Below are 21779 nucleotides of genomic sequence, written 5' to 3'. Positions count from 1 at the left end.
CTTCAGGCTCCGAGATATGCGGCGACGACGTCGGGATGCTGCTGCACTTCAGCGGGCGAGCCCATCGCCAGCACCCTTCCGTAGTTCAGCGCGATGACGCGATCGGAGACGCGGTTGACCAGCGACATGTCGTGCTCGACCATCAGTACGGTGACGCCGAGCTCGCTCTTCATGTCGCGGACCCAGAACGACATGTCGTCGGTCTCCTCGACATTGAGGCCGGAGGACGGCTCGTCGAGCAGGATCATCTTCGGCTCGGAGCACAGCGCGCGCGCCAGCTCGATCACCTTGCGCACGCCGTAAGGAAGGCCCGAGATCAGCTTGTCGCGATAGGGTTCGAGGTCGAGGAATTCGATGACCTGCTCGACCCTGCGCCGGTGCACCTTCTCGTTGGCCCGCACGCTCGGCAGAAACAAGAGCTCCTGCCAGAGCTGCGTGGTCGAATGGCGGTGGCGGCCGACCAGAAGATTCGACAGCACGGTCGCATTCTCGAACAGCTCGATGTTCTGGAAGGTGCGGGCGATGCCGAGCTTGGCAATGTCGTAGGGCGGCTGCTCCGTGATGTCCTGGTCCTCGAAGAAGATGCGGCCCGAGGTCGGCCGGTAGATCCGCGAGATCAGGTTGAAGATCGAGCTCTTGCCCGCGCCGTTGGGCCCGATGATCGAGAGAATCTCGCCCTTCTCGACCGCGAACGAGACCGCATCGACCGCCTTGAGGCCGCCGAAATGCAGCGACAGGTTCTCGGCGCGGAAATAGCTCATCGATTGCGCTCCGACTTCACGTAGATCTTCTGCCGCTTGAAGGTGGCGCGCTTGTAGAGCGGGAACAGCTGGAAGAAGAGCTTGATCTTCAGCCAGCGGCCGTAGAGGCCGAGCGGCTCGAACAGCACGAACAGCACGATGATGACGCCGTAGATCGCGCCCTTCAGGCCGTTGAGCGAGGCGAAGGCCGCGACCTTCGCCTGGATGTTGCCCGCCATCGCCGTGCCCGCCCCGAATGTCGCGGCAATGCCGGCGATGATGCCGGGCATGTCGTCTTTCAGATAGGTCAGGAACGGATCGATCATCACGATGAAGATCGCCCCCAGCACGGCGCCGTGCAGGCTGAAGGTGCCGCCGATCAGGATCACGATGATGAACTCGATCGAGAGCTGCAGCGTGAACATTTCCGGCGAGATGAAGGAGAGCTTGTGCGCGAACAGCACGCCGGCAAAGCCGGTGATCGCGGCCGAGATCGCGAACGACTTCACCTTGTAGAGCGCAACATTGACACCCATGCTGCGCGCCGCCGTCTCGGAATCGCGGATCGCGACGAAGGCACGCCCCGTCGGCGAGCGCAGCAGATTGAGCGTGCCGACGATGGTCAGCACCAGCACGGCAAGGCAGAGGTAATAGAAGGTCGGGCTGTCGCGCGGCACGGCGACGCCGAGCAGCGACAGCGTCTTGACCCGCATGCCTTCGTTGCCGTGGGTGACGCTCTCCCATCGCGCCAGGATCTCCTCCACGATCAGGGCAAAGGAGATGGTGGCGATGACGAGGTAGATGCCGGTGAGGCGCAGGGCGGGAAAGCCGACCATCGCGCCGATGATGCCGGTCAGGAGCCCGGCGGCGAGGAAATAGACCGGGAACGGCACATTGTACTTCTGCAAGTAGGCCGCGGTGTAGGCCCCGATGGCGAGGAAGGCGGCATGGCCGAGCGAGGCCTGGCCGGTGAAGCCGGTCAGGATCAACAGCGCCACGCCGACGGTCGCATAGATGCAGACGAAGACCAGCTGGCTCATAAGATAGCTGGAGAGCACGTAAGGCGCGATCAGCAGCAGCGCGAGCAGGACGCCGTAAGTGGCGACGTAGCCCGAATGCGGGAACAGCTTGATGTCGTCCTCGTAGTCGGTCTTGAACAGGAAGCGCATGGCGTTCAGACCTTCTTGCGGACGTGCAGGCCGAACAGGCCCTCGGGCTTCAGCAGCAGCACGGCGAGCAGCACGATGTAGGGCGCAACGTCCTTCCAGCCCTCGGGCAGGTAAAAGCCGGCCATGCTCTCGATCACGCCGATCAGCACGCCGCCGACCACGGCGCCCGGGATCGAGCCGAAACCGCCGAGCACCGCGGCGGGAAACGCCTTCAGACCGAGCACGAGGCCGACATTGGAATGGATGAAGGTGATCGGCGCCAGCAGCACGCCGGCACAGGTCGCGACCGCCGCGCTGATCGCCCAGACGACCGACACCACGCGCTTGACCGGAATGCCCATGTAATAGGCTGCCAGCATGTTCTCGGAGCTGGCGCGCATCGCTGTGCCGAGCGTGGTCTTGTTGAAGAACAGCCAGAGCAGCGTGCACAGGATCATCGTCGCCGCGATCACCGAGAGCTTGTCGTAGGCGAGCACCAGCGAACCCATGCGCAGCACGCCCTGGCTGAATGGCGTCTCGATCTTCAGGTCGTCGGTGCCCCAGATCATGCCGGCAATCGAGCGCAGGAAATAGCCGAGGCCGATCGTGGCCATGATGATGGAGAATTGCGGATAGCCGAGGATCGGCCGCACCACCACGCGCTCGGCCAACATGCCGAACAGCGCCATCGCCGCCACCGCACCGGCAAAGCCGATCCAGTAGTTCAGGCCCATCATGCCGATGAAGGTGAAGGCGAAGAAGCCGCCCAGCATCATCAGGTCGCCCTGGGCGAAATTGACGACCTCGGTGGCCTTGTAGACGAGCACGAAGCCGAGCGCGATCAGGCCGTAGACGCAGCCGAGCGCAACACCGCTGACCAGCTGCTGAACGAAATCCAGCATTGACGCGCGTCCTCCCGATGCATCCGGCGGGTTCTTTTGGCCGCCTTGCCGCATCTTGTGTCCAGTCGCTACGCAGTCGTTTCGCCGCGTTCGCGCCATTTGTCCGGAATCAATTCAGCCTGAACGCCCGCGCGCTGTCAACAAACGGTGACTTGTCGGGATGCCTTGTCTTTAGTCCAATCCGGTTGACGGAATTTGCGGCAGTGCGATTCACGGTGCCGAAATATCTTCGGGTCATGGTCGCGGGCGATGCAAACCGGATGGTATGGCCGTCATGAAGCCGGACAACTCGGCGCTGGAAGTGGTGGGGTTAACGAAGCGTTTTGACCGTCTGGCGGTCGACAGCCTCGATCTCACCATCCACGCCGGCGAATTCTACGCGCTGGTCGGCCCCAACGGTGCCGGCAAGACCACCACCCTGCGCATGGTTGCGGGCCTGCTCAGGCCCGATGCCGGCGCCGTCTCCATCTTCGGCATCGATGCGCTGCAGGACCCCGTCGCCGCCAAGCAGGTGATGGCGTGGGTCTCCGATGAGCCCATGATCTACGACAAGCTCACCCCGCTCGAATATCTCGAATTCGTCGCCGGCCTCTGGGGCATCGCGCCGTCGATCGCGCAACCGGTCGCCGAGGACCTGCTCGATTCGCTCGGGCTGGAGGCGCACCGGCACGAGCGCTGCGAGGGCTTTTCCAAGGGCATGCGCCAGAAGGTCGCTCTCGCAGGGGCGCTGGTGCACGACCCCCGCCTCATCATCCTCGATGAACCCTTGACCGGGCTCGATGCCGTCTCCGCCCGCCATGTGAAGGGCCTGCTCAGCGCGCGTGTCCGCGCCGGCTGCACGGTCATCATGACCACGCATATCCTCGAGGTCGCCGAGCGCATGGCTGACCGCATCGGCGTGATCGCCTCCGGCCGCCTGGTCGCCGAAGGCACGCTTACCGAGCTGCGCCAGCAGAACGGCCATGCCGACACCAGCCTGGAAGATCTCTTCATCGCGCTGGTGACGCTTCAGGAAGCGGCATGAGCTCGGCCACCGCGCTGTCCTGGTTTGCCCGCCACGAGCTGCGGCTCGCCTGGCGCGAATGGCTCGCCATGATGACGGGCGGGCGGCGCAAACGGGCGCGCGCGGCAATGATCGGCCTCGTCTGCTTCGCCGCGCTGCTGCACCTGCCGGCCTGGGCGGTGATCGGCCGTTTCGCCGACCTGCAGCTGCCGCTCGACAAATCCTCGCTGATCGTGATTTCGGCGACTATCTTTCTCGCCTGGACCTTGATGCTGTCGCAGGCGATCGAATCGGTGACACGGGTATTTTACGCCCGCGCCGATCTCGACCTGATCATGTCCTCGCCGGCGCGGCTCGCCAATCTGTTCTCGGTCCGCATCGCCGCGATTGCGCTGACCGTCACCGTGCTCGCGCTGCTGTTCTCGACACCCTTCATCGACGTGCTGGTGATCGGCGGCGGCGCGCGCTGGCTCGCGGCCTTCGGCGTCGTCATTGCGATGGGCCTGTCGGCCGCGGCGATCGCGATCGCCGTCACCATTCTCCTGTTCCGGCTGATCGGCCCGGCGCGGACGCGCCTGATCGCCCAGATCCTCGCAGCGATCATCGGCGCGGGCTTCGTGATCGCGCTTCAGGTCGCGGCGATCATGTCCTACGGCACGCTGTCGCGCTTCACCATCCTGACCTCAGGCAGCGTTGCCGCCTACGCCCCCGACGTCGACAGCATCTGGTGGTGGCCGGCGCGGGCAGCGATGGGCGACAACGAGGCGCTGTCGCTGATTCTGGCGCTCGCGCTCGTGATGCTCGGCAGCGTGATGGCGATCTTCTCGCACCGCTTTGCCGACACGGCGATCGATGCGGCGGCCTACGCCACGTCGGGCCGCGTCCATACCGAGGAGCGCGCGTTCCGCGGCGGATCGCGCCAGCAGGCGCTGCGCCGCAAGGAATTCACGCTGCTGTGGCGCGATCCATGGCTGATCTCGCAGACCTTGATGCAGCTGCTCTATCTTGTGCCGCCGGCGCTTCTGCTCTGGCGCAACTTTGCCGACAGTTCGGCGGCGCTGACGCTGATCACACCTGTCATCGTGATGGCGGCCGGACAGCTCGCCGGCGGGCTCGCCTGGCTGACGATCTCGGGCGAGGACGCCCCCGATCTGGTCGCGACCGCGCCCTTGATGCCGTCCGCCGTCATTCGCGCCAAGATCGAGGTAGTGCTGATCGCGATCGCCGTGATCTTCGGTCCGCTGCTGGCGGCACTGGCCTTTGCCTCGCCATTCCAGGCCGCGGTCAGTGCCGGCGCGATCATTGTCAGCGCGGCCTCGGCGACCGCGATCCAGCTCTGGTTCCGGGTGCAGGCAAGGCGCAGCCAATTCCGCCGCCGGCAGACCTCATCGCGGCTCGCGACCTTCGCCGAGGCCTTCTCCTCGATCGGCTGGGCAGCCAGCGCCGCACTGCTGCTCGCCCTGCCGCTCGCCGGCCTCATCAGCGGCCTGATCACCGCAAGCCTCGTTGCCATCACTTGGAAGTTCAGCCCGCGCCGGGAGTGAGCGGCGCCCCTTGAAAGTAAGGAGAAATTTCCTTACTTATCGAAGGATCTCAAGGATTGAGGAATCCCATGAGCACGCTCACCGTCACGGCGAAGGGGCAGGTTACGCTCCGGAAAGACCTTTTGGAGCACCTTGGTGTGCATCCCGGCGACAAGATTTCGATAGAAAAGCTCCCTGGGGGTCGAGTTGAGGTGAGGGCAGTTCGGCCCACCGGAAAGATTTCGGATGCGTTCGGCTTCCTGAAAGGGAAAACGAACGGTCGATCGCTTTCGATCGAAGAGATGAACGAGATCATAGCTGACGGCTGGTCCGGCAAGCGATGAAGATCACACCAGACACCAATGTCCTGGTACGGGTTCTGGTCGGGGATAATGCCGAACAGAGCAAAGCAGCCGAAGCCGTTCTCAAAAAGGCGGACGTAGTGGCCATCTCGATCTCGGCACTGTGCGAGTTGGCCTGGGTCCTCTCGCGAGGCTACAAAACTTCCGCTGTGAATATTGCGGCGTCTATCCGGCACTTCATCAGCGCCTCCAATGTGGCCGTCAACCGGCCTCTGGCTGAGGCTGGGTTGGCACTCCTCGATGCTGGCGGCGATTTTGCCGATGGGATCATTGCTCATGAAGGCTATTGGCTTGGGGCCGAGACCTTCATTTCATTCGATAAGAAGGCCGTAAAGCTGGTAGAGGCAAGCGGCGGATTGGCGCGGCTGCCGTAGCGGCGCATGACGTCGCACAAATTCGACGATACACTCTCGCCGAATGCGCAACGGGTGATCGCGTTATGCCTCGACTGGTCCTGACGATCTTTGCCTTCTTCGGCTTGCTCCTCTCGCCTGCCCTCGCCCAGCAGCCACAGCGCAGCGAATGTCTGGCGATGGCCCATGCTGCTCCGCGGGCCATGCCGGTCGCGTTCCGGCCGGCCGCCGGCTCTGCCGAGGTCGAGATCACCTATGCGGGCCATTCCACCTACTACATCGACACGCCCGGCGGCTTGCGCATCGCCACCGATTATAGCGGCGCCTATCAGGTCGGACGGCTGCCCGACGTCGTCACCATGAACCGGGCGCACAGCACCCACTACTCCTTATACCCGGACAAGCGCATTCCCCACGTGCTGCACGGCTGGAGCGACGACGGCAAGCCGGCCATCGTGTCGCAGCGCATCGGCGATACCTTTGTCCGCAACGTCACGACCGATATCCGCCGCTATTACGGCGACGATGTCGGCGCGGACATGATCCGCGACGGCAATTCCATCTTCATCTTCGAGGCGGCCGGCCTCTGCATCGGCCATCTCGGCCATCTCCACCACAAGCTCGACGACAGCCATTTCGCCCAGATCGGACGGCTCGACATCGTGATGGTGCCGATTGACGGCACTTACACCATGTCGCTCGAAGGGATCTCGGACATCACCAAGCGCTTGCGCGCCTCGGTGGTGCTGCCGATGCACCGCTTCGCCACCCCGCTCGACGACTTCATGCGCCGGATCGGCCAGCAGTTCGAGATCGACCGGCGCATCGAGCGCTCGTTCCGGATGTCGCGGGATACGCTGCCAACGAAGCCGACGGTGATCATCCTCGACGGGGTCTGAAGCGCAATTTTCTCCAAGCCGGCCATTGGCGGGTCATGCTGATCTCCCTGCAACAGGAGAGCGATATGACCGACTTTGCGCGACTATTGCATGCGAACGGACCCAATCCCGAACACGCCGCGGCGCTCCAGCTCTATGGCCGCTTCGTCGGCGACTGGGACGCCGAGATCACCGCCCATGGGCCGGACGGAACGAGCCACACCGCGCCGGGCGAGATCCATTTCGGCTGGGTGCTCGAAGGCCGCGCGGTGCAGGACGTCTGGATCACTCCCCGGCCGGCGGGCGGTGCGGCCTTTCCGATCGCCGGCAATTGGTATGGCACGACACTGCGCGTTTACGATCCGGGTATCGATGCGTGGCGGATTTCCTGGTTCGATCCGGGCCGCCGCGTGTTCAGGCAACAGATCGGCCGTCCCCGTGGCGACGACATCGTGCAGGAAGGCACGACCGAAGCCGGCGACCTGACGCGCTGGAGCTTTACGGAGATCACCGGCGACTCCTTCCTTTGGCGTGGGGAGGTCAAGCCAGCCACGGCAGCGGAATGGCGGTTGATGGTCGAGGTCAGAGCAAGACGGCGCAAGGCCTAAGGCAAACAGATATTGATTGGATCGATCGGGCGGCAAACAACCTCTCCGGCTGGCGGGCCCCGCAAGCGGGAGGGAGCGCACCTCCTCCGCCGCCATGGTGCTCTGAACAACGCGCGCTGCTGTGCGTCAGAATGAGGTGCTAAGCTCCGGGTACAAAAAATCAGGGAGCGAAGGCCAATGGCAGCAAGCGGTATGCCCGCAAACACGAGCGGGCTGTTCGTCGATCCGCGCGAGGACTGGCTCGCGCTGCATCGGGAGGAGATCATCGATCCCTTGCGGCCGATCGTCGATCCCCATCACCATCTGTGGAATCGCGGGCACCGCTATCTGATCGAGGAGATGGCCGCCGATATCGCCTCCGGTCACAACGTCATCGCCACCGTCTATGTCGACTGCCGTTCGATGTATCGCGCGCATGGGCCGGAAGCATTCCGCCCCGTGGGCGAGGTCGAGTTCGCCAACGGCGTCGCCGCCATGAGTGCGAGCGGTGGCTACGGCAAGGCCGCGATCTGCGCCGGCATCGTCAGCCACGCCAATCTGCTGCTCGGCGACGCCGCAAAGGGCGTGCTGGAAGCCGAGATCGCCGCAGGCAACGGCCGCTTTCGCGGCATCCGGCATTCCTCGGCCTGGGACGAAGATCCTGTCGTCGCGGGCATGTATGCGAACAGGCCGAAGGGATTGTTGCAGGACCCGACCTTCCGCAAAGGTTTTGCCTGCCTCGCGCCCCTCAAACTCAGCTTCGATGCCTGGCTGTTCCATCCGCAGATCGGCGAGCTCACAGCGCTGGCGCACGCCTTCCCCGACACCAGGATCGTGCTCGACCATTGCGGCGGCCCGGTCGGAACCGGCCGCTTCGCAGGGCGGCGCGAGGAGGTGTTTGCGCAATGGCGCGTCTCGATCCGGGAGATCGCGAGATGCGAGAACGTGGTGGTGAAGCTCGGTGGTCTCGCGATGTGCCTGCTTGGTTACGACTTCCATTTGCGCGAGAGGCCGCCGACATCCGAGCAGCTTGCCACGGCCTGGCGGCCCTATGTCGAGACGTGCATCGAGGCGTTCGGCCCGAAGCGCGCGATGTTCGAAAGCAATTTCCCCCCGGACAAGGGCCAGTGCAGCTACCAGGTGATCTTCAACGCCTTCAAGCGTATCACCTCAAAGCTGAGCGAGGCCGAAAAGACGGCGTTGTTCTCGCAGACCGCGATCGACGTCTACCGGCTCGAGCTGCCGTCATGACGAAAAGAGGGGCCGGGACATTGATCCCGACCCCTCTTCGTCGTGGCCGCTGGGAAGCGTCCTTGAAACGCGCTTGCGAGCTCTAGCCGGCGCCCATCAACGAGGCCGGGCGGCGCTCGCCGGTGGGGGTGAAGATCTTCTTCAGCTTGTTGACGACGCGGATCAGGAAACCGATCATCACCGGATTGGTCTTGCGGCAGAAGGCGATCTTCTTGACGTGGCCTTCGACATGCCATTTGGCATGCGCGCCGTCGCGGAAGAAAATGACGTCGCCGGGGCCGTAGCGCTTGGGCGGCATGCCGTCGCTTTCGAGCACGATCGATCCTTCCATGATCATGATCGTCTCGTCGATGTCGTAGTACCAGTTGAAGCGGCCTTCGGTGCAATGCCAGATGATCGTCTGCGCGGTGCCGTCGGCGCTGGTCGACAGGACGCGAGAGCGGGATACCGGATTGCCCTCGATGATCCAGGACGGCTCGATCGGCCGCAGCTCGAGGTCGACATTGCAACTACCAATTTCAATCAATGCGCGCGACATCTGCTTCCCCAGGAGATATAATATGAATGACCGGGCCTCGGCCCGGATTGTTTTCGAAAGAAGCTGGGACGCTAGTTGCCGGTTTTTAATTCTTTCTTACGCGGGGCTCGACAATCAGCCCTGAGTTGCAGCTGCGAAACGGTTAACGTCACGATTTCCTCTGCGAATTCGCACACATGAACCGATCCTGTCCGGGGTGCGACAAAGTGCGCAAAGTATTGGGAAGGAGCCGCACCGATGCCCCTCACGCCCGAGATTCTGACAGCCAACAGCGAGGTCGTCGCCAGGCTCCGCAGTCTCGATGTCTCCTTCGCGCCGGACGAGGAGCACTGGTTCACCATCGACGGCGTCGAAGGCCCTCGGCACGTCGGCAGTGACGGCTCCGGCAGCGCGTTCGTGCTGCTGCCGTCGCAGACTGTGCTCTATGTGTCATCGGAGGGCCGCGCGGGCATCATCGCGAAGAGCTTTGAAGCATTCATCCAGCTCGTCCTCGCCCGCCCCTACTGGCGCGACATCCTCAAATTCTCCGGGGGCGGCGACCTTGCCGAAATGCGGCGCGCGGCGGATGCGCTGGAGGCGACGCTCGACGACGAGGACGAGGTCAACGAGGCCCGCGAAGACATCCGCGGCGCGCTCGCACTGCCGGGGGCGGACGATCCGATCGGCGCGCTCTACGAGGCGGTGGCGGCGTCCGACGCGATCGTGCGAGCCACCGACGGCAGCCCGTTCACGACGCTGTTCAACCGCTTCAGCATCGACAACAACCCAACGCTGCGCAACGCGGCGGCGTGAGAGCGCGCTTCACGTGAGTCTCCTGAAGTCTATAGGCCGATCCTTACCTCTCCCCAGCGGGGAGAGGTCGGATTGCGCAGCAATCCGGGTGAGGGGCCGCGGCGTTCGGTGAGACCGTAAACCCCTCACCCGGATCGCATCTATCGATGCGATCCGACCTCTCCCTACGGGAGAGGTGAAGGCTACTTCGCCCATTCGCCCTTGCGGAAGACGGGCACCTTGCTGCCGTCGGCCAAGATGCCGTCGATGTCGGTCTCGGCCGAGCCGATCATCCAGTCGATATGGATCAGGCTCTGGTTGCCGCCTTGCGCCGCGATCTGCTGCGGCGTGAGCTGGGCGCCGTTGACGAAGCATTTCGAATAGCACTGGCCGAGCGCGATATGCGAGGCCGCGTTCTCGTCGAACAGCGTGTTGTAGAACAACAGCCCGCTCTGCGAGATCGGCGAGGAATGCGGCACCAAGGCCACTTCGCCGAGGCGCCGCGCGCCCTCGTCGGTATCGAGCACCTTGTTCAGCACCTCGGCGCCGCGCGAGGCCTTGGCGTCGACGATCTTGCCGTCCTCGAACCGCACCGCGATGTTGTCGATCAGCGTGCCCTGGTAGGACAGCGGCTTCGAGCTCACGACATGGCCGTAGACGCGGCGGCAATGCGGCGTGGTGAAGACCTCTTCGGTCGGGATATTGGCGTTGCAGCTGATGCCGTTCTTGGAGAGCGAGGCGCCGCCTTCCCATTCGTGTCCGTCGGCAAGGCCAATGGTGAGATCGGTGCCGGGACCCGAGTACTGAAGCGCGCGGAAGCGCTGGCCGTTGAGCCAGTTGGTGCGCTCGCGCAGCACCGCATTGTGGCTCTCCCAATTGCTGATCGCGTCCTCGCGATCGACCCGGGACGCTGCGAAGATCGCATCCGCGAGCTTGCCGATGGCGATATCTTCCGGATCGTTCGGGAACACCTGCTTGGCCCAGGACGGACTCGGATAGGCAATGATGTTCCAGTTGGTGTCGAAATTGACGATCTTTTCCAGCGCGGGCTGGTAGGCCATTGAATTGGCCTTGCTGGCGCGCGCGACCTTGGAAGGATCTTCGCCCGACAGCAACATCGGGTTGTCGCCGACGATGGCGAGCCGTGCGGTGTTGTCCGAGAACGCCTTGGCCATGCCCTCGTAGAGCCAGCTGGCGGCACGATCGAAACTGCTGTCGTGGCCGTGGCGGTAGCGCGCCAGCGTCATCTCCTCGTCCGACAGGATCGGCGTCACGAGGCCGGCGCCGGCCTTGTAGGCATGCACGGCGATCCGCCGCACCAGCGGCAGCGCGATTGCGGGCGCCGTCAGAAGCAGATCCTGTCCCGGCCGCAAGCCCAGGCCCACCTTCACCGCCACCTCGGCCAACCGGTCGAGCTTCGCGGGATCGATGGGAGTGGAAGTATTGCGTTGGTCAGTCATACCGGGCCCTCTGCCGAAAGTCGCTCACTCAATTTAAACCTAGCACCGCGAGACACAAGTATGCGAGCGTCTTGCGGCCTTGGAAAGATACGCGGTTTCACGCATTTTGGTTTTCAACGCGTTGCCGATGCCAGCACCCGGTCGACCATGGCAGGCGCGAGCCCGAGGTAATTTTTCGGTGAGGTGAGCGCCTCGATTGTGGCGCGATCGATGCGGCTCGATATCCGTGAATCTGCGGATAACGCATCAGCAAGGCTCATTCCCTTCTCGTTGGCCTGACGGCAGGCGTCATAGACGACGTCATGCGCCTCCTGCCGGCCGATCTGCGGGGCGAGGCCCATCATGACCGCTTCGGCCACAATCAGGCCGCGGCTGATGGCGAGATTGTCGTTCATCTTCGCCTCGTCCACGATGAGGCCTGCGAGCGCGAACTTCGCCTGGTGCAGCGCGCCGGCGGTCAGCACGAAGCTTTCCGGGATCGCCATCCATTCCGCGTGCCAGGGGCCGGTGGCACGCTCGAAATCCTGCACCATGGCGTCGAGCATCAGGCCGGCGTGCTGGCGCACCGCCTTGGACGCCGCAAGCATCAGCTCCGAGGAGATCGGGTTGCGCTTCTGCGGCATGGTCGAGGAGGCGCCGCGCCCCTTGACGAAGGGCTCGTAGACCTCGGCGAACTCGGTCGAGGCCATGATCATGATGTCGAGCGCGATTTTGCCGAGCGAGCCGGTGACGAGCGCGAGGAAGTTCACGGCCTCGGCGAAACCGTCGCGCGCGACGTGCCAGGTCGAGGCGGGAACGCCGAGCTTCAGCTCGGCACAGAGCGCCTCCTGCACCTCGAACCCCTTGTCGCCGAGCGAAGCCAGCGTACCGGCCGCGCCGGCAAACTGGCCGACCAGCACGCGCGGCTTCAGCTGCGCCAACCGCTCGGCGTGCCGGTCGAACATCGCAAGCCAGATCGCGGTCTTGTAGCCGAAGGTCACCGGCAGCGCCTGCTGCAGATGGGTACGCCCCGCCATCGCCGTGTCGCGATGGCGCTTCGACAGATCGGCGAGGATCTTGCGCAGCTCGGCGATGTCGCGCTCCACGATCTCGAGCGCGGCACGCAGTTGCAGCACCACGGCGGTGTCCATGATGTCCTGCGTGGTGGCGCCCCAATGCACGTAGCGGCCCGCCTCGCCGCATTGCTTCACCATCTGATGCACCAAGGGCAGGATCGGATAGCCGACGACATCCGTCTCCTGCCTGAGCAGATCGAAATCCAGCGCGGCGACGTCGGTCCGCGCCGCGATCGCTGCGGCCGCCTCCTGTGGGATCACACCGCACTTCGCCTCCGCCTTCGCCAGCGCCACCTCGACCTCGGCATAGCGCGCGACCGTCGCGACGTCGGAGAACACCTCGCGCATCTCGGGCGTGCCGAAGGCGTCGCGAAACAGCAGGGAGTCGAGCACGGTGGTGGCGGCGGGAAAAGCAGGCATGGCGTTTCTTCGTGGTTGGTGTTTTCTGTAAGCGGTAACTTACGCAGGCCACTCAATTCGGCAAAGGGCGTTCACCCTTCGCCACATCTATTGTGTGCCGAGGCGCCTGAGGATGACGGTGTTCGGCGAAGCAGATTTCGGCGGCCCGCGGCCGCAACATTCCAGTTGCGGTTGTATTCCCGTCTGAAAACGGCATGGCAGCCATCACGCGATTGCGATGAACCAAGCGCCCCCTTCGGCAGACACACGGTTTTCGACCCAAATTTCATTTTGTTTGTTTGCCCGATTCGCAATGAGGCCTGAGTTTTCGACGTGCAGTTTCTGTTCCAGGACCACCTTCTCGACACCGACCGGCGCGAGCTGAGCCGCGAGCAGGTTCCCATTGCCGTGGAACCGCAGGTTTTCGACCTCGTCGTCCATCTCATGCAGAACCGCGACCGGGTCGTCAGCAAGGACGAGCTGATCGACAAGATCTGGCACGGGCGCAGCGTCTCCGAATCCACCCTGACCAGCCGGATCAACGCGGCGCGCAAGGCGATCGGCGACAATGGCGTGAGCCAGTCGCTGATCCGCACCATCACGCGCAAGGGTTTTCGCTTCGTCGGCGATGTCCAGACACAAATCGGCGCGGTCGCGCCGGGGCCGGTCCGTATCAGCCCGCCCCAGGCGGCCTTCGCGCTGCCCGAGCGGCCCGCGATCGCCGTGCTGCCCTTCACCAATATGAGCGGCGAGGCCGAGCAGGATTATTTCTCCGACGGCATCAGCGAGGACATCATCACCGCGCTGTCGAAGCTGCGCTGGTTCTTCGTCGTCGCGCGCAACTCCTCCTTCGTCTACAAGGGCCGCGCCGTGCACATCCACGAGGTCGCGCGGGAGCTCGGGGTGCGCTACGTGGTCGAAGGCAGCGTGCGGCGGAGTGGCGAGCGGGTGCGCATCTCGGCCCAGCTCAACGACGTCTCGACCGGCAGCCATCTCTGGGCCGAACGCTACGACCGCGAGCTCGCCGACATCTTCGCCGTGCAGGACGAGATTACGGAAGCGATCGTCGCCGCGATCGAGCCGCAGCTCTACGCCGCCGAAAGCTTCCGGGCCCAGCAGAAACCGCCGGGCAGCCTGGATGCGTGGGACCTCGTGATGCGCGCGCTGTCGCATTATTGGCGCATCACCCGCGAGGACAATGCGGCCGCCCAAAAGCTGCTGGAAGAAGCCGTCGCGGTCGATCCCGCCTATGGCAAGGCGCTGGGCCTGCTCGCGACCAGCCATATCTTCGGCGCGCATATGGGCTGGGCCGACATGGCTGCCACCGTGCCGGTCGCCGAGCGTGCGGCGCTCGCGGCGGTGGAGGCCGATCGCGAGGATGCCTGGGCCCATCACGGCCTTGCTTACACATACCTGTTCCGCCGCCGCTTCGACGACGCGCTGGCTGAATTCGAATTGGCCTTGCGGCTCAATCCGAATTTCGCGATGGCGCATGCCTTCCACGGCGTGACGCTGTGCTATGCCGGGCGTTGGCAGGACGGCGATGCCGCCGCCCGCCGCGCGCTGCGGCTGAGCCCGCGCGACCCGCTCGCGGCGATCTATTGCGGGGTTGCGGCCTATGCCCGGTTCGTCGGCCATGACTACGGGGGCGCCGTGCAGATGGCTCGGGAATCGATGCGCCAGCGCGGAGATTTCGTCGGTGCGCACCGCGTGCTGACGGCGGCCGCCGGCATGCTCGACGATCCGGCCCTGGCGGCATCCGCCCTGGAAGGCCTGCGCCGCACCCAGCCCGAGGTTTCGCTTGCCTGGATCACGCGCGAGCTGCCGATGCTGCGGGAAGAGGATCGCGCGCATTACCTCCAAGGCTTGCGCCGTGCAGGCATGACGTAGGGCACAATGCTGACGGCATACCCCCCTTTGTGGATGGGGAGGAATTGCGCTGTGCCGATCGGCAAAGCACGAAACTTGCAAGCACTCCGCGACGTGAATGATCGCGGAGCGCTCGTCTATGTACGACACCATCATCGTGGGCGCCGGCTCGGCCGGCTGTGTGCTGGCCAATCGGTTGTCGGCCGATCCAAATCGCAAGGTTCTGGTGCTGGAGGCCGGTCGCGCTGCCCCGCCCGCCTCGGACATTCCGTCCGACTGGCCGACGATGTTCAATACGGCGGTTGATTGGGGGTTTCATACCGAGCCGCAAGCAGGCTGCCGCGGACGGCGCATCTTCTGGCCGCGCGGCAAGATGGTCGGCGGCTCCGGCGCGATGAATGCGATGATTTATATCCGCGGCCTGCCGTCGGATTACGATGCATGGGCGCGGGCGGGCTGCGCAGGCTGGGCTTGGGGCGACGTGCTGCCGAAATTCATCGCCTTCGAGAACAATGCCCGCTTCGCCGACGATCCCTTCCACGGCACCAGCGGGCCGCTGCACGTTGCCGACGTCCCTTTCGTCGATCCCAACGAATTGAAATGGCTGGAGGCAGCCCAGGCCGCGGGGCTTCCGCACAACCCCGATTTCAACAGCGCCACCCAGGAAGGCGCCGGCTTCTTCCAGTTCGTCATCAAGGACGGCGAGCGCTTCGGCACCGGCAAGGCCTATCTGCGCCCGGCGCTGGCGCGTCCCAATCTCGTCCTGAAGACCGGCGCACGCGTCACACGCGTCATCATCGAGCGCGGCCGCGCGATCGGCGTGACCTTTCTCGACAATGGTGAACTGAAGAGCGCCTTCGCCACCACCGAGATCGTGCTCGCCTCCGGCGCCATCGGCTCGGCACAACAGCTCCTCCTATCAGGCGTCGGGCCGGCTGACGAATTGAAGGCGGTCGGCGTCGCCGTCGTGCATGACCTGCCCGGCGTCGGCAAGGATCTCCAGGACCACATCAACATTCCCATCACCTTCTACACCAAGGAGAGGATCGGCGTCGGCGCCTGGACCGACGAAAGTCTCGCGGCGAGCCTTGCAGAGTGGCAGGCGCATCGCACCGGTCCCCGCACCTCGCCCTGGGTCGCCGCCGGCGCCCATGTGCGCAGCCGCCCCGACGTCGAGCCCGATCTCCAGCTCTATGGCGCGATCAGCCCGCACCGCGACTATGTCCGCTTCCTGTCGTCCAGGCCGGGCATCACCCTGCATGCAACCTTGCAGCGACCGAAGAGCCGCGGCGAGATCACGCTGCGCTCGTCCGATCCGATCGAAGACCCCGCGATCGACCCCGGCTATTTCGCGTCGGACCCGAACGGCAGCGACATCGCGACCATGATCGAAGGCGTGCGCATCAACCGACGCATCGCCGCGCAATCACCGCTCAAGGAGATGATCGACACCGAGGTTACGCCAAGCGCAGAGGCGATCAGCGATGCCGAGATCGCCGATTATATCCGCGGCCATTGCACGACGCTCTATCATGCCGCCTCGACCTGCCGGATGGGCATGGACGACCTCGCTGTCGTCGATCCCAAACGATTGCAGGTGCGCGGCATCGACGGTCTGCATGTCGCCGATGCCTCGGTGATCCCGATCATGATCTCAGGCAATATCCAGACGCCGACGATCTTGATTGCCGAATGCGCCGCGGCGGCGATCCTGGCTTAGACGCTAATCGTCGTCAGGCCCGAACAGCTTGATCTGGGGGAAGCCGCCGCGCGGCCGGCTCCCGACATCGCGCGCATCCGAATCCTCGCGGATGTTGCGTGCGACGTCATCCCAATCGGTGCGGTCGCGCATGCCGCGCGGCTCGCGGGACTCGTAATAATAGCGGCGCTCGGCCCAGCGCTCGCGACGCTCGGCTCGGCGCCGTTCGGACGCGGCGCGCTTCACGTCGGAATCCCTCGCCTTGGCATAGGCGTTGTTCGAGGAGGACGACGGCTCGGTCGAAGCCTGCTGCTCGGCAGGCTTTGCAGCCAGTGGCGACGATGCAGCGGCGGGCTTGGGCGGCTCCTTGGGCGGCTCGACGGCGGCGGCTTGCGAGGGCTGCGGCGCCGCCGGCGCAGCATTTGCCTGCGTGGCTTGCGTGTCGGGCTTTGCGGCTTCAGGCTTTGCTTCGGCCTGCGCCGGCGCTGCGATCATCGTGCCGAAGGCTTGCGAACCGGTGAGATAGTTCACGCGCTCGGAAGGAGCGTTCGTCGTCGCCGCAGCTGATGTCGCCGTGCGCTGCGCCACCTTGCTGGTGTCCGGCCCCTGCTTGGACGCCACGGGATTCATGATGTTGCCGGCCACGATACCGCCACCGAGACCAATGGCGATGGCCCCGATGATGGTTCCGGCACCGACAAAATAGGCTGTCGAGGCGCGCATTCATCCACTCCCTCTTTTGGAGCGGGCAACGCGTGGGGATTGCCAGATGTTCCTGATGGCCGCGGCTCCTCGATGAGGAACCGCGTGGTTCAGATCTGCTGTGCGACCTTCTCGAGCCCGATCAGGCGGGCGAGCTTGCGCACTTCTTCCTTCTGGTCGTCACGAAGCTGGAACAACAGCGGCATTGCGGCCGACTTCAGCTGCTGCACCTCGTCGCAATTCGGATCGATCTGCGCGCTGGGCGGCGCATTCGGATTCGACAGCCTGTTCGCCTGCATCTTGCGGGCAACGTTGCGCAGTGCGGTCTCGACCGACGGCCAGTAATATTCCTGCGACGAGGAGAGTTTCAGGCGATCCCTGATGCCCGCGATCTGCACGTCGGACAGCGGCGAATAGGATTTTTGCGGCTGCGGCTTGGCGACGACCTTCGGCTTGGCCGGAACTTCGACGGCCGGAACCTCGGCAGTAGCAGGGGCCTCGTGCGCGCTCGCCTTCGGCATCGGGAAATCGGAGGGGGTGGCGGCGGCGAAGGCCTGACGCAGCGGCTCGGTCAGGACCGGTGCCTGCGCCAGCTTGTCGGCGGCGACCTGGACCGGCTCGATCGCGGCCGAGGCCAGTGCGAGCGTCGGAACCAGGCGGTCGGCCTTGGCGGCGCGGTTGGTCGCGAGCGGCTTGGGCGGGGGCGTCTCGGCGATCATCTCGGCGCTGACGCTGGGAACGCTGTCGCGGCCGAGGATGGCGGCTGTGGCGGCGCCGAGGACGAGGAAACAGGTCAGCGCGACGATGGTGATGGCTTTGGACAAACGTCTCTCCGCGTCCGACTTCAAGTCCACGTGATCACTGCCCGGTAACTGGGCGATAATTAAGGCTGAACCGTGCCAATGCGGCGGCAATCGCGCGGACTACGGCGACATCCCCCGGAAATCCCAGCGAAATCAGGCCGCCGCCGCAAGATCATAGGCGTCCTGGATGTCGGCCCACGATCTCCGAGGCCTCCCAGACTGCGCGCGGCTCGACCGATTGCAGCGTCACCGTCCAATTTCCGCCGCGGCGGGTCTGGGGGACGCTGACGATGTCGAAGCGGACGTTGCGGCACAGCGGGTGGCGGGCCAGTGCGTGGGCGACGCGGACGCGGATCTCGTCCATGGTCGCAGCCGTCTTGCTGTTGAGATAATTGAAGTCCATCGCCTGTCCTCTCGTCCTGATTGGCGGCCACGAGGGGATTCTTGGCTGGCGATGGTTAATCCGCCGTTAAGTGGGGCGGACTGGAGGCATGCGGGATTGACCGTGTGCGATGCACCGTGGGAGAGGCGACGACGCTACCGCCCACCCGCCCGGTGATATTCCGCGACGGTCCGCGCGACGAGATCGTCGACCGCGAGCACCTCGGTGACACCAGAGGTCGAATGCCCGCCACTCCAGACGTCGCGCCAGCGCTTGGGACGGCTTTCGCGCGCGGCGACGTCGATATCCTCAGTGATATCGATCGCGCCGCGCGCCGGCAGATCGTCGGGATCGAGCCCGACGGCCACGATCGACGGCCTCAGCATGCTGGTCTGAAGTCCCGTGAACGCGGTGGTGAGCAAGATGTCGTCGGCGCTGCTCTCGACCAGCATCTGCTTGTGACGCTCGTCCGCCATGCTCTCGCGCGTTGCGATGAACTTGGTGCCCATATAGGCGAGATCGCAGCCGAGCACTTCTGCCGCGTGCAGCGCGCAGCCGTCGCCGATGCCGCCGGCGAGCACGATGATGCCGTCATAGAACGCGCGCACCGCGCGGACGAAGGCGAACGGGTTGAGCCAGCCGGTCTGCCCGCCCGCGCCCGCGGCGAGCAGCACCAACCCGTCGGCGCCTGCTTCTGCCGCGCGTTCGGCATGGCGGATGGAAGCGACGTCCGCCAGCACCAGCGCTCCGGCGTCGTGCAGCGGCTTCAACACGGGCGCGGGCGAGCCGACCGATGTGATGACGATCTCCGGCCTGTGCCGCAGCAGCACGGCAAGATCCTGCTCCAGCCGCGCATTGGAGCGGTGCACGATCAGATTCGGACAAAGCGGCGCGGCCCTGCGGCCGGCCTGATCTTCGTACCGGCGCAAGCGCGTCTCGATCGCGGTCAGCCATTCATCGAGCTGGCCCGCGCCACGGCAATTCGCCGTGGGGAAGCTGCCGATCACCCCGTTGCGGCAGGCCGCGACCGTGAGCTCGACGCCTGAGACCAGAAACATCGGCGCCGCGATCAGCGGCAGCGCGAGACGATCGCGGAAGCGTTGCAGTCGATCCGATGGCATGCGTGCCTCCCTCTCGCGGGCGTTTCGTGTCCTCCCGCAGTCTTTGTGCCAGCGTCGTCCCCGGCTTGTGACAAAGGTGCTGCGCGCCGGCTTCTGGAGCGGGCAGTACCGGATGGTAGAGCAAATACTCCGGAATTCTACGGTGTCATTGTTGCTCCGGCACCACAGCACGCAGCGGAGTCTACGGCGACGATGCCCGCGCAATTGCCGGCGAATCAGGGAATCAACTAGACCGCTGACGGGGCTGGGGAAGCGGAGAGTGAAATGAGAGTCGCTTCCCTGGAAAGTGCGGTCGCCGCGATTACGTTGATCACGGCTATCATCGTGGTGCTGTGGGGGATCAAGATCTTCTACGGTGTGTGAACTGGCAGGATGCCGAGCATCCCTTCCGCGGCGGCGGAAGCCTGCCGTTCATTCGGAAGGAGCGATCGCGGCCCCGCCGTGACGCTCACCGCTTCTCGATCACCAGACTCTGCACCGCGCGGCCGAAATAGCCCTGACGGTCGGCGAGGCGCGACATCGCAAGGCCCGCGCCGTCGGGGCCGATCCAGGAATCGCCATCGAGCAGGATCCACTCGCCGACCGGCTGGCGCGCAAAGCTCACGGTGAGGTCGGCGTTGATGTAGGTCCAGGCGCGAAAGTCGAGCGTCGAGGCGGTGCCGTTGGAAAAGTCGGCAGCGACCACGGCGCGCATCGCCTGCGAGATGGCCTCGCCTTCGATCAGCGGATGGTCGACGCGAAACCAGATCGCACCGGCGCCGGCCTGGCCGAAGCGGCCGCGCGCGGCGCGCATCGAGACCGATCGCACGAACGGGCTGGTGGCGGCGTGTCCGTCCTCGACCAATGAATCCTCCGGCGCGGGCAACGTGACCGGCAGCTCCTCGACCTCGTCCGGCAGCGTCAGCTCCTGGCGCCTGATCTTCAGCACGGTGGCGCCGACCACCTGCACGCCATCGGCGAGCAGCTTGATTCCGCAGAGCTGGATCTTGCGGCCCTCGCGCAAGACCTCGGTCGCGATCGTGAGCGGCGCCACCGGCACCGGGCGCATCAGATCGATGGTCACGCGCGCGACGTCCATCGGCACCGCCGTCGGGATGCGCTCAGCCGCCCACGTCACCAGCGATGCCGGTGCCGAGCCGTGCTGCATGCGCCGGTCCCAGGGGCCGGCCGCATCGGGGCTGGTGACGACGTTGTTGCCGTCGACGCGGTAGATGGCGGTCATGCTGCACTCGATCCGGGAGCGATCACAGCGGCGGATCGATCGCTTCGTCGTATTCCTTCTTGAAGCGCGCGATCAGCTCGGCGGCGGGCACGATGCCCTCGACGCTGCCGATGCCCTGGCCGCTTCCCCAGATCTCCTTCCAGGCCTTCGGCTTAGCGCGCTCGCCTGAGGCGTCGGTGCCGAAGTTCATCTTGGAGGGATCGGACGTCGGCAGGTTTTCCGGGTCCATGCCTGCGGCCAGGATCGAGGGCTTCAGATAATTGCCGTGCACGCCGGTGAAGAGATTGGAATAGACGATGTCGTCGGCACTCGAGCCCGCGATCATCTCCTTGTACTTCTCGACCGCATTGGCCTCCTTGGTCGCGATGAAGGCCGAGCCGATATAGGCGAAGTCGGCCCCCAAGATGCGCGCGGCGCGGATCGCCTTGCCGTTGCCGATCGCCCCCGACAGCGCGATCGGTCCGTCGAACCACTTGCGCGTCTCGGCCACGAAGGCCAGCGGCGAGATGGTACCGGCATGGCCGCCGGCGCCGGCCGCGACCAGGATCAGGCCGTCGGCCCCCTTCTCGATCGCCTTGTGCGCGAATTTCTGGTTGATCACGTCGTGGAAGACGATGCCGCCCCAGCCGTGCACGGCCTGGTTCAGCTCCTCGCGGGCGCCGAGCGAGGAGATGATCATCGGCACCTTGTACTTGGCGCAGAGCTGCATGTCGTGATCGAGCCGGTTGTTCGACTTGTGCACGATCTGGTTGACCGCGAACGGCGCCGACGGCTTGTCGGGATGGGCGCGGTCATAGGCCGCGAGCTCTTCGGTGATCCGCGCCAGCCATTCGTCGAGCAGCTCCGGCGGCCGCGCGTTCAGCGACGGAAACGAGCCGACCACCCCCGCCTTGCACTGCGCGATCACCAGATCGGGCACCGAGATGATGAAGAGCGGCGAGCCGATCACGGGGATCGACAGGCGCCCCTTGAACAAGGCAGGCATGGACATTTGCGGAACGATCCTTTGTT

General features: G+C 65.0%; 21 protein-coding genes and 1 pseudogene. 10 read left to right on the top strand and 12 right to left on the bottom strand.

Annotation, left to right across the window (positions count from 1 at the left end):
* Positions 1-2: 2 nt before the first annotated feature.
* Genes AB7M16_RS23215 through AB7M16_RS23205 form a run of 3 tightly spaced genes read right to left on the bottom strand, consistent with a single transcriptional unit; the run spans position 3 to position 2790 of the window.
* On the bottom strand, positions 3-761 hold the full coding sequence (locus tag AB7M16_RS23215) for an ABC transporter ATP-binding protein (protein WP_453945333.1): 759 nt from the start codon (positions 759-761) through the stop codon (positions 3-5).
* Positions 758-1909: a branched-chain amino acid ABC transporter permease gene (locus AB7M16_RS23210; RefSeq protein ID WP_172785077.1), complete on the bottom strand. Its 1152-nt coding sequence runs from the start codon at positions 1907-1909 to the stop codon at positions 758-760. The genes AB7M16_RS23215 and AB7M16_RS23210 overlap by 4 nt, the downstream gene beginning before the upstream one ends.
* A 5-nt stretch (positions 1910-1914) precedes the next feature.
* Entirely contained in the window at positions 1915-2790 is an 876-nt protein-coding gene (locus tag AB7M16_RS23205) for a branched-chain amino acid ABC transporter permease (RefSeq protein WP_172785078.1), read from the bottom strand.
* Positions 2791-3064: 274 nt separating this feature from the next.
* On the opposite strand from AB7M16_RS23205, the gene AB7M16_RS23200 reads away from it, so the two are divergent.
* From AB7M16_RS23200 to AB7M16_RS23170, 7 genes are all read left to right on the top strand, one after another.
* Complete coding sequence (locus tag AB7M16_RS23200; RefSeq protein WP_172785079.1) at positions 3065-3814, top strand: ABC transporter ATP-binding protein; 750 nt, start codon at positions 3065-3067, stop codon at positions 3812-3814.
* Positions 3811-5337 carry a permease gene (locus AB7M16_RS23195; protein WP_453945332.1) on the top strand — a complete coding sequence of 509 codons (1527 nt, stop codon included), beginning with the start codon at positions 3811-3813 and terminating at the stop codon, positions 5335-5337. The genes AB7M16_RS23200 and AB7M16_RS23195 overlap by 4 nt, the downstream gene beginning before the upstream one ends.
* A 68-nt stretch (positions 5338-5405) precedes the next feature.
* Positions 5406-5660 carry an AbrB/MazE/SpoVT family DNA-binding domain-containing protein gene (locus AB7M16_RS23190; RefSeq protein WP_172785081.1) on the top strand — a complete coding sequence of 85 codons (255 nt, stop codon included), beginning with the start codon at positions 5406-5408 and terminating at the stop codon, positions 5658-5660.
* Entirely contained in the window at positions 5657-6052 is a 396-nt protein-coding gene (locus tag AB7M16_RS23185; RefSeq protein ID WP_453945331.1) for a type II toxin-antitoxin system VapC family toxin, read from the top strand. Before AB7M16_RS23190 ends, AB7M16_RS23185 begins: the two co-directional genes overlap by 4 nt.
* A gap of 65 nt (positions 6053-6117) precedes the next feature.
* Positions 6118-6930, top strand: a complete 813-nt coding sequence (locus AB7M16_RS23180) for an MBL fold metallo-hydrolase (RefSeq protein ID WP_172785083.1) — start codon at positions 6118-6120, stop codon at positions 6928-6930.
* Positions 6931-6995: 65 nt separating this feature from the next.
* A complete protein-coding gene (locus AB7M16_RS23175) occupies positions 6996-7517 on the top strand; it encodes a hypothetical protein (RefSeq protein WP_453945330.1) in 522 nt (173 codons plus the stop codon).
* Positions 7518-7694: 177 nt separating this feature from the next.
* Positions 7695-8747 carry an amidohydrolase family protein gene (locus AB7M16_RS23170; protein ID WP_453945329.1) on the top strand — a complete coding sequence of 351 codons (1053 nt, stop codon included), beginning with the start codon at positions 7695-7697 and terminating at the stop codon, positions 8745-8747.
* 82 nt (positions 8748-8829) lie between these two features.
* Here AB7M16_RS23170 and AB7M16_RS23165 read toward each other — a convergent pair whose 3' ends face one another.
* Positions 8830-9285: a cupin domain-containing protein gene (locus AB7M16_RS23165; protein WP_172785086.1), complete on the bottom strand. Its 456-nt coding sequence runs from the start codon at positions 9283-9285 to the stop codon at positions 8830-8832.
* A 237-nt stretch (positions 9286-9522) separates the two neighbouring features.
* On the opposite strand from AB7M16_RS23165, the gene AB7M16_RS23160 reads away from it, so the two are divergent.
* Complete coding sequence (locus tag AB7M16_RS23160) at positions 9523-10077, top strand: hypothetical protein (RefSeq protein ID WP_453945328.1); 555 nt, start codon at positions 9523-9525, stop codon at positions 10075-10077.
* Between the two features lie 182 nt (positions 10078-10259).
* Here AB7M16_RS23160 and AB7M16_RS23155 read toward each other — a convergent pair whose 3' ends face one another.
* Positions 10260-11516, bottom strand: a complete 1257-nt coding sequence (locus AB7M16_RS23155) for an aminopeptidase (RefSeq protein WP_212254042.1) — start codon at positions 11514-11516, stop codon at positions 10260-10262.
* Positions 11517-11629: 113 nt separating this feature from the next.
* A complete protein-coding gene (gene pcaB, locus AB7M16_RS23150) occupies positions 11630-12991 on the bottom strand; it encodes a 3-carboxy-cis,cis-muconate cycloisomerase (RefSeq protein WP_453945327.1) in 1362 nt (453 codons plus the stop codon).
* A gap of 312 nt (positions 12992-13303) precedes the next feature.
* On the opposite strand from pcaB, the gene AB7M16_RS23145 reads away from it, so the two are divergent.
* Entirely contained in the window at positions 13304-14860 is a 1557-nt protein-coding gene (locus tag AB7M16_RS23145) for a winged helix-turn-helix domain-containing tetratricopeptide repeat protein (RefSeq protein WP_172785090.1), read from the top strand.
* A gap of 118 nt (positions 14861-14978) precedes the next feature.
* A complete protein-coding gene (locus tag AB7M16_RS23140) occupies positions 14979-16559 on the top strand; it encodes a GMC family oxidoreductase (protein ID WP_453945326.1) in 1581 nt (526 codons plus the stop codon).
* A 3-nt stretch (positions 16560-16562) separates the two neighbouring features.
* Here the strand turns inward: AB7M16_RS23140 and AB7M16_RS23135 are convergent, their stop codons facing one another.
* From AB7M16_RS23135 to AB7M16_RS23110, 6 genes and pseudogenes are all read right to left on the bottom strand, one after another.
* On the bottom strand, positions 16563-17261 hold the full coding sequence (locus AB7M16_RS23135) for a hypothetical protein (protein ID WP_453945325.1): 699 nt from the start codon (positions 17259-17261) through the stop codon (positions 16563-16565).
* 89 nt (positions 17262-17350) lie between these two features.
* The gene (locus AB7M16_RS23130) at positions 17351-18064 is read right to left on the bottom strand and encodes a hypothetical protein (protein ID WP_453945324.1); all 714 of its coding nucleotides are present in this window, start codon (positions 18062-18064) and stop codon (positions 17351-17353) included.
* 132 nt (positions 18065-18196) lie between these two features.
* Positions 18197-18446 (bottom strand): annotated as a pseudogene (locus AB7M16_RS23125) (hypothetical protein).
* 134 nt (positions 18447-18580) lie between these two features.
* Positions 18581-19546, bottom strand: a complete 966-nt coding sequence (locus AB7M16_RS23120) for an NAD(P)H-dependent flavin oxidoreductase (protein ID WP_453945323.1) — start codon at positions 19544-19546, stop codon at positions 18581-18583.
* A gap of 448 nt (positions 19547-19994) precedes the next feature.
* A complete protein-coding gene (locus AB7M16_RS23115) occupies positions 19995-20768 on the bottom strand; it encodes a thioesterase family protein (RefSeq protein ID WP_212254036.1) in 774 nt (257 codons plus the stop codon).
* Positions 20769-20790: 22 nt separating this feature from the next.
* On the bottom strand, positions 20791-21759 hold the full coding sequence (locus AB7M16_RS23110) for an NAD(P)H-dependent flavin oxidoreductase (RefSeq protein WP_172785097.1): 969 nt from the start codon (positions 21757-21759) through the stop codon (positions 20791-20793).
* Positions 21760-21779: the final 20 nt, after the last annotated feature.

The organism is Bradyrhizobium sp. USDA 372 (genome assembly GCF_053629095.1).
This window is presented reverse-complemented; position numbering and strand designations above follow the sequence as displayed.

Bases quoted from the DNA above. Each gene is read 5' to 3' on its own strand.
- AB7M16_RS23195 (WP_453945332.1), top strand. From the start codon at position 3,811: ATGAGCTCGGCCACCGCGCTGTCCTGGTTTGCCCGCCACGAGCTGCGG.
- AB7M16_RS23200 (WP_172785079.1), top strand. From the start codon at position 3,065: ATGAAGCCGGACAACTCGGCGCTGGAAGTGGTGGGGTTAACGAAGCGT.
- AB7M16_RS23160 (WP_453945328.1), top strand. From the start codon at position 9,523: ATGCCCCTCACGCCCGAGATTCTGACAGCCAACAGCGAGGTCGTCGCC.
- AB7M16_RS23175 (WP_453945330.1), top strand. From the start codon at position 6,996: ATGACCGACTTTGCGCGACTATTGCATGCGAACGGACCCAATCCCGAA.
- AB7M16_RS23205 (WP_172785078.1), bottom strand. From the start codon at position 2,790: ATGCTGGATTTCGTTCAGCAGCTGGTCAGCGGTGTTGCGCTCGGCTGC.
- AB7M16_RS23135 (WP_453945325.1), bottom strand. From the start codon at position 17,261: ATGCGCGCCTCGACAGCCTATTTTGTCGGTGCCGGAACCATCATCGGG.
- AB7M16_RS23170 (WP_453945329.1), top strand. From the start codon at position 7,695: ATGGCAGCAAGCGGTATGCCCGCAAACACGAGCGGGCTGTTCGTCGAT.
- AB7M16_RS23180 (WP_172785083.1), top strand. From the start codon at position 6,118: ATGCCTCGACTGGTCCTGACGATCTTTGCCTTCTTCGGCTTGCTCCTC.
- AB7M16_RS23190 (WP_172785081.1), top strand. From the start codon at position 5,406: ATGAGCACGCTCACCGTCACGGCGAAGGGGCAGGTTACGCTCCGGAAA.
- AB7M16_RS23215 (WP_453945333.1), bottom strand. From the start codon at position 761: ATGAGCTATTTCCGCGCCGAGAACCTGTCGCTGCATTTCGGCGGCCTC.
- AB7M16_RS23155 (WP_212254042.1), bottom strand. From the start codon at position 11,516: ATGACTGACCAACGCAATACTTCCACTCCCATCGATCCCGCGAAGCTC.
- AB7M16_RS23165 (WP_172785086.1), bottom strand. From the start codon at position 9,285: ATGTCGCGCGCATTGATTGAAATTGGTAGTTGCAATGTCGACCTCGAG.
- AB7M16_RS23120 (WP_453945323.1), bottom strand. From the start codon at position 19,546: ATGCCATCGGATCGACTGCAACGCTTCCGCGATCGTCTCGCGCTGCCG.
- pcaB (WP_453945327.1), bottom strand. From the start codon at position 12,991: ATGCCTGCTTTTCCCGCCGCCACCACCGTGCTCGACTCCCTGCTGTTT.
- AB7M16_RS23140 (WP_453945326.1), top strand. From the start codon at position 14,979: ATGTACGACACCATCATCGTGGGCGCCGGCTCGGCCGGCTGTGTGCTG.
- AB7M16_RS23210 (WP_172785077.1), bottom strand. From the start codon at position 1,909: ATGCGCTTCCTGTTCAAGACCGACTACGAGGACGACATCAAGCTGTTC.
- AB7M16_RS23110 (WP_172785097.1), bottom strand. From the start codon at position 21,759: ATGTCCATGCCTGCCTTGTTCAAGGGGCGCCTGTCGATCCCCGTGATC.
- AB7M16_RS23185 (WP_453945331.1), top strand. From the start codon at position 5,657: ATGAAGATCACACCAGACACCAATGTCCTGGTACGGGTTCTGGTCGGG.
- AB7M16_RS23115 (WP_212254036.1), bottom strand. From the start codon at position 20,768: ATGACCGCCATCTACCGCGTCGACGGCAACAACGTCGTCACCAGCCCC.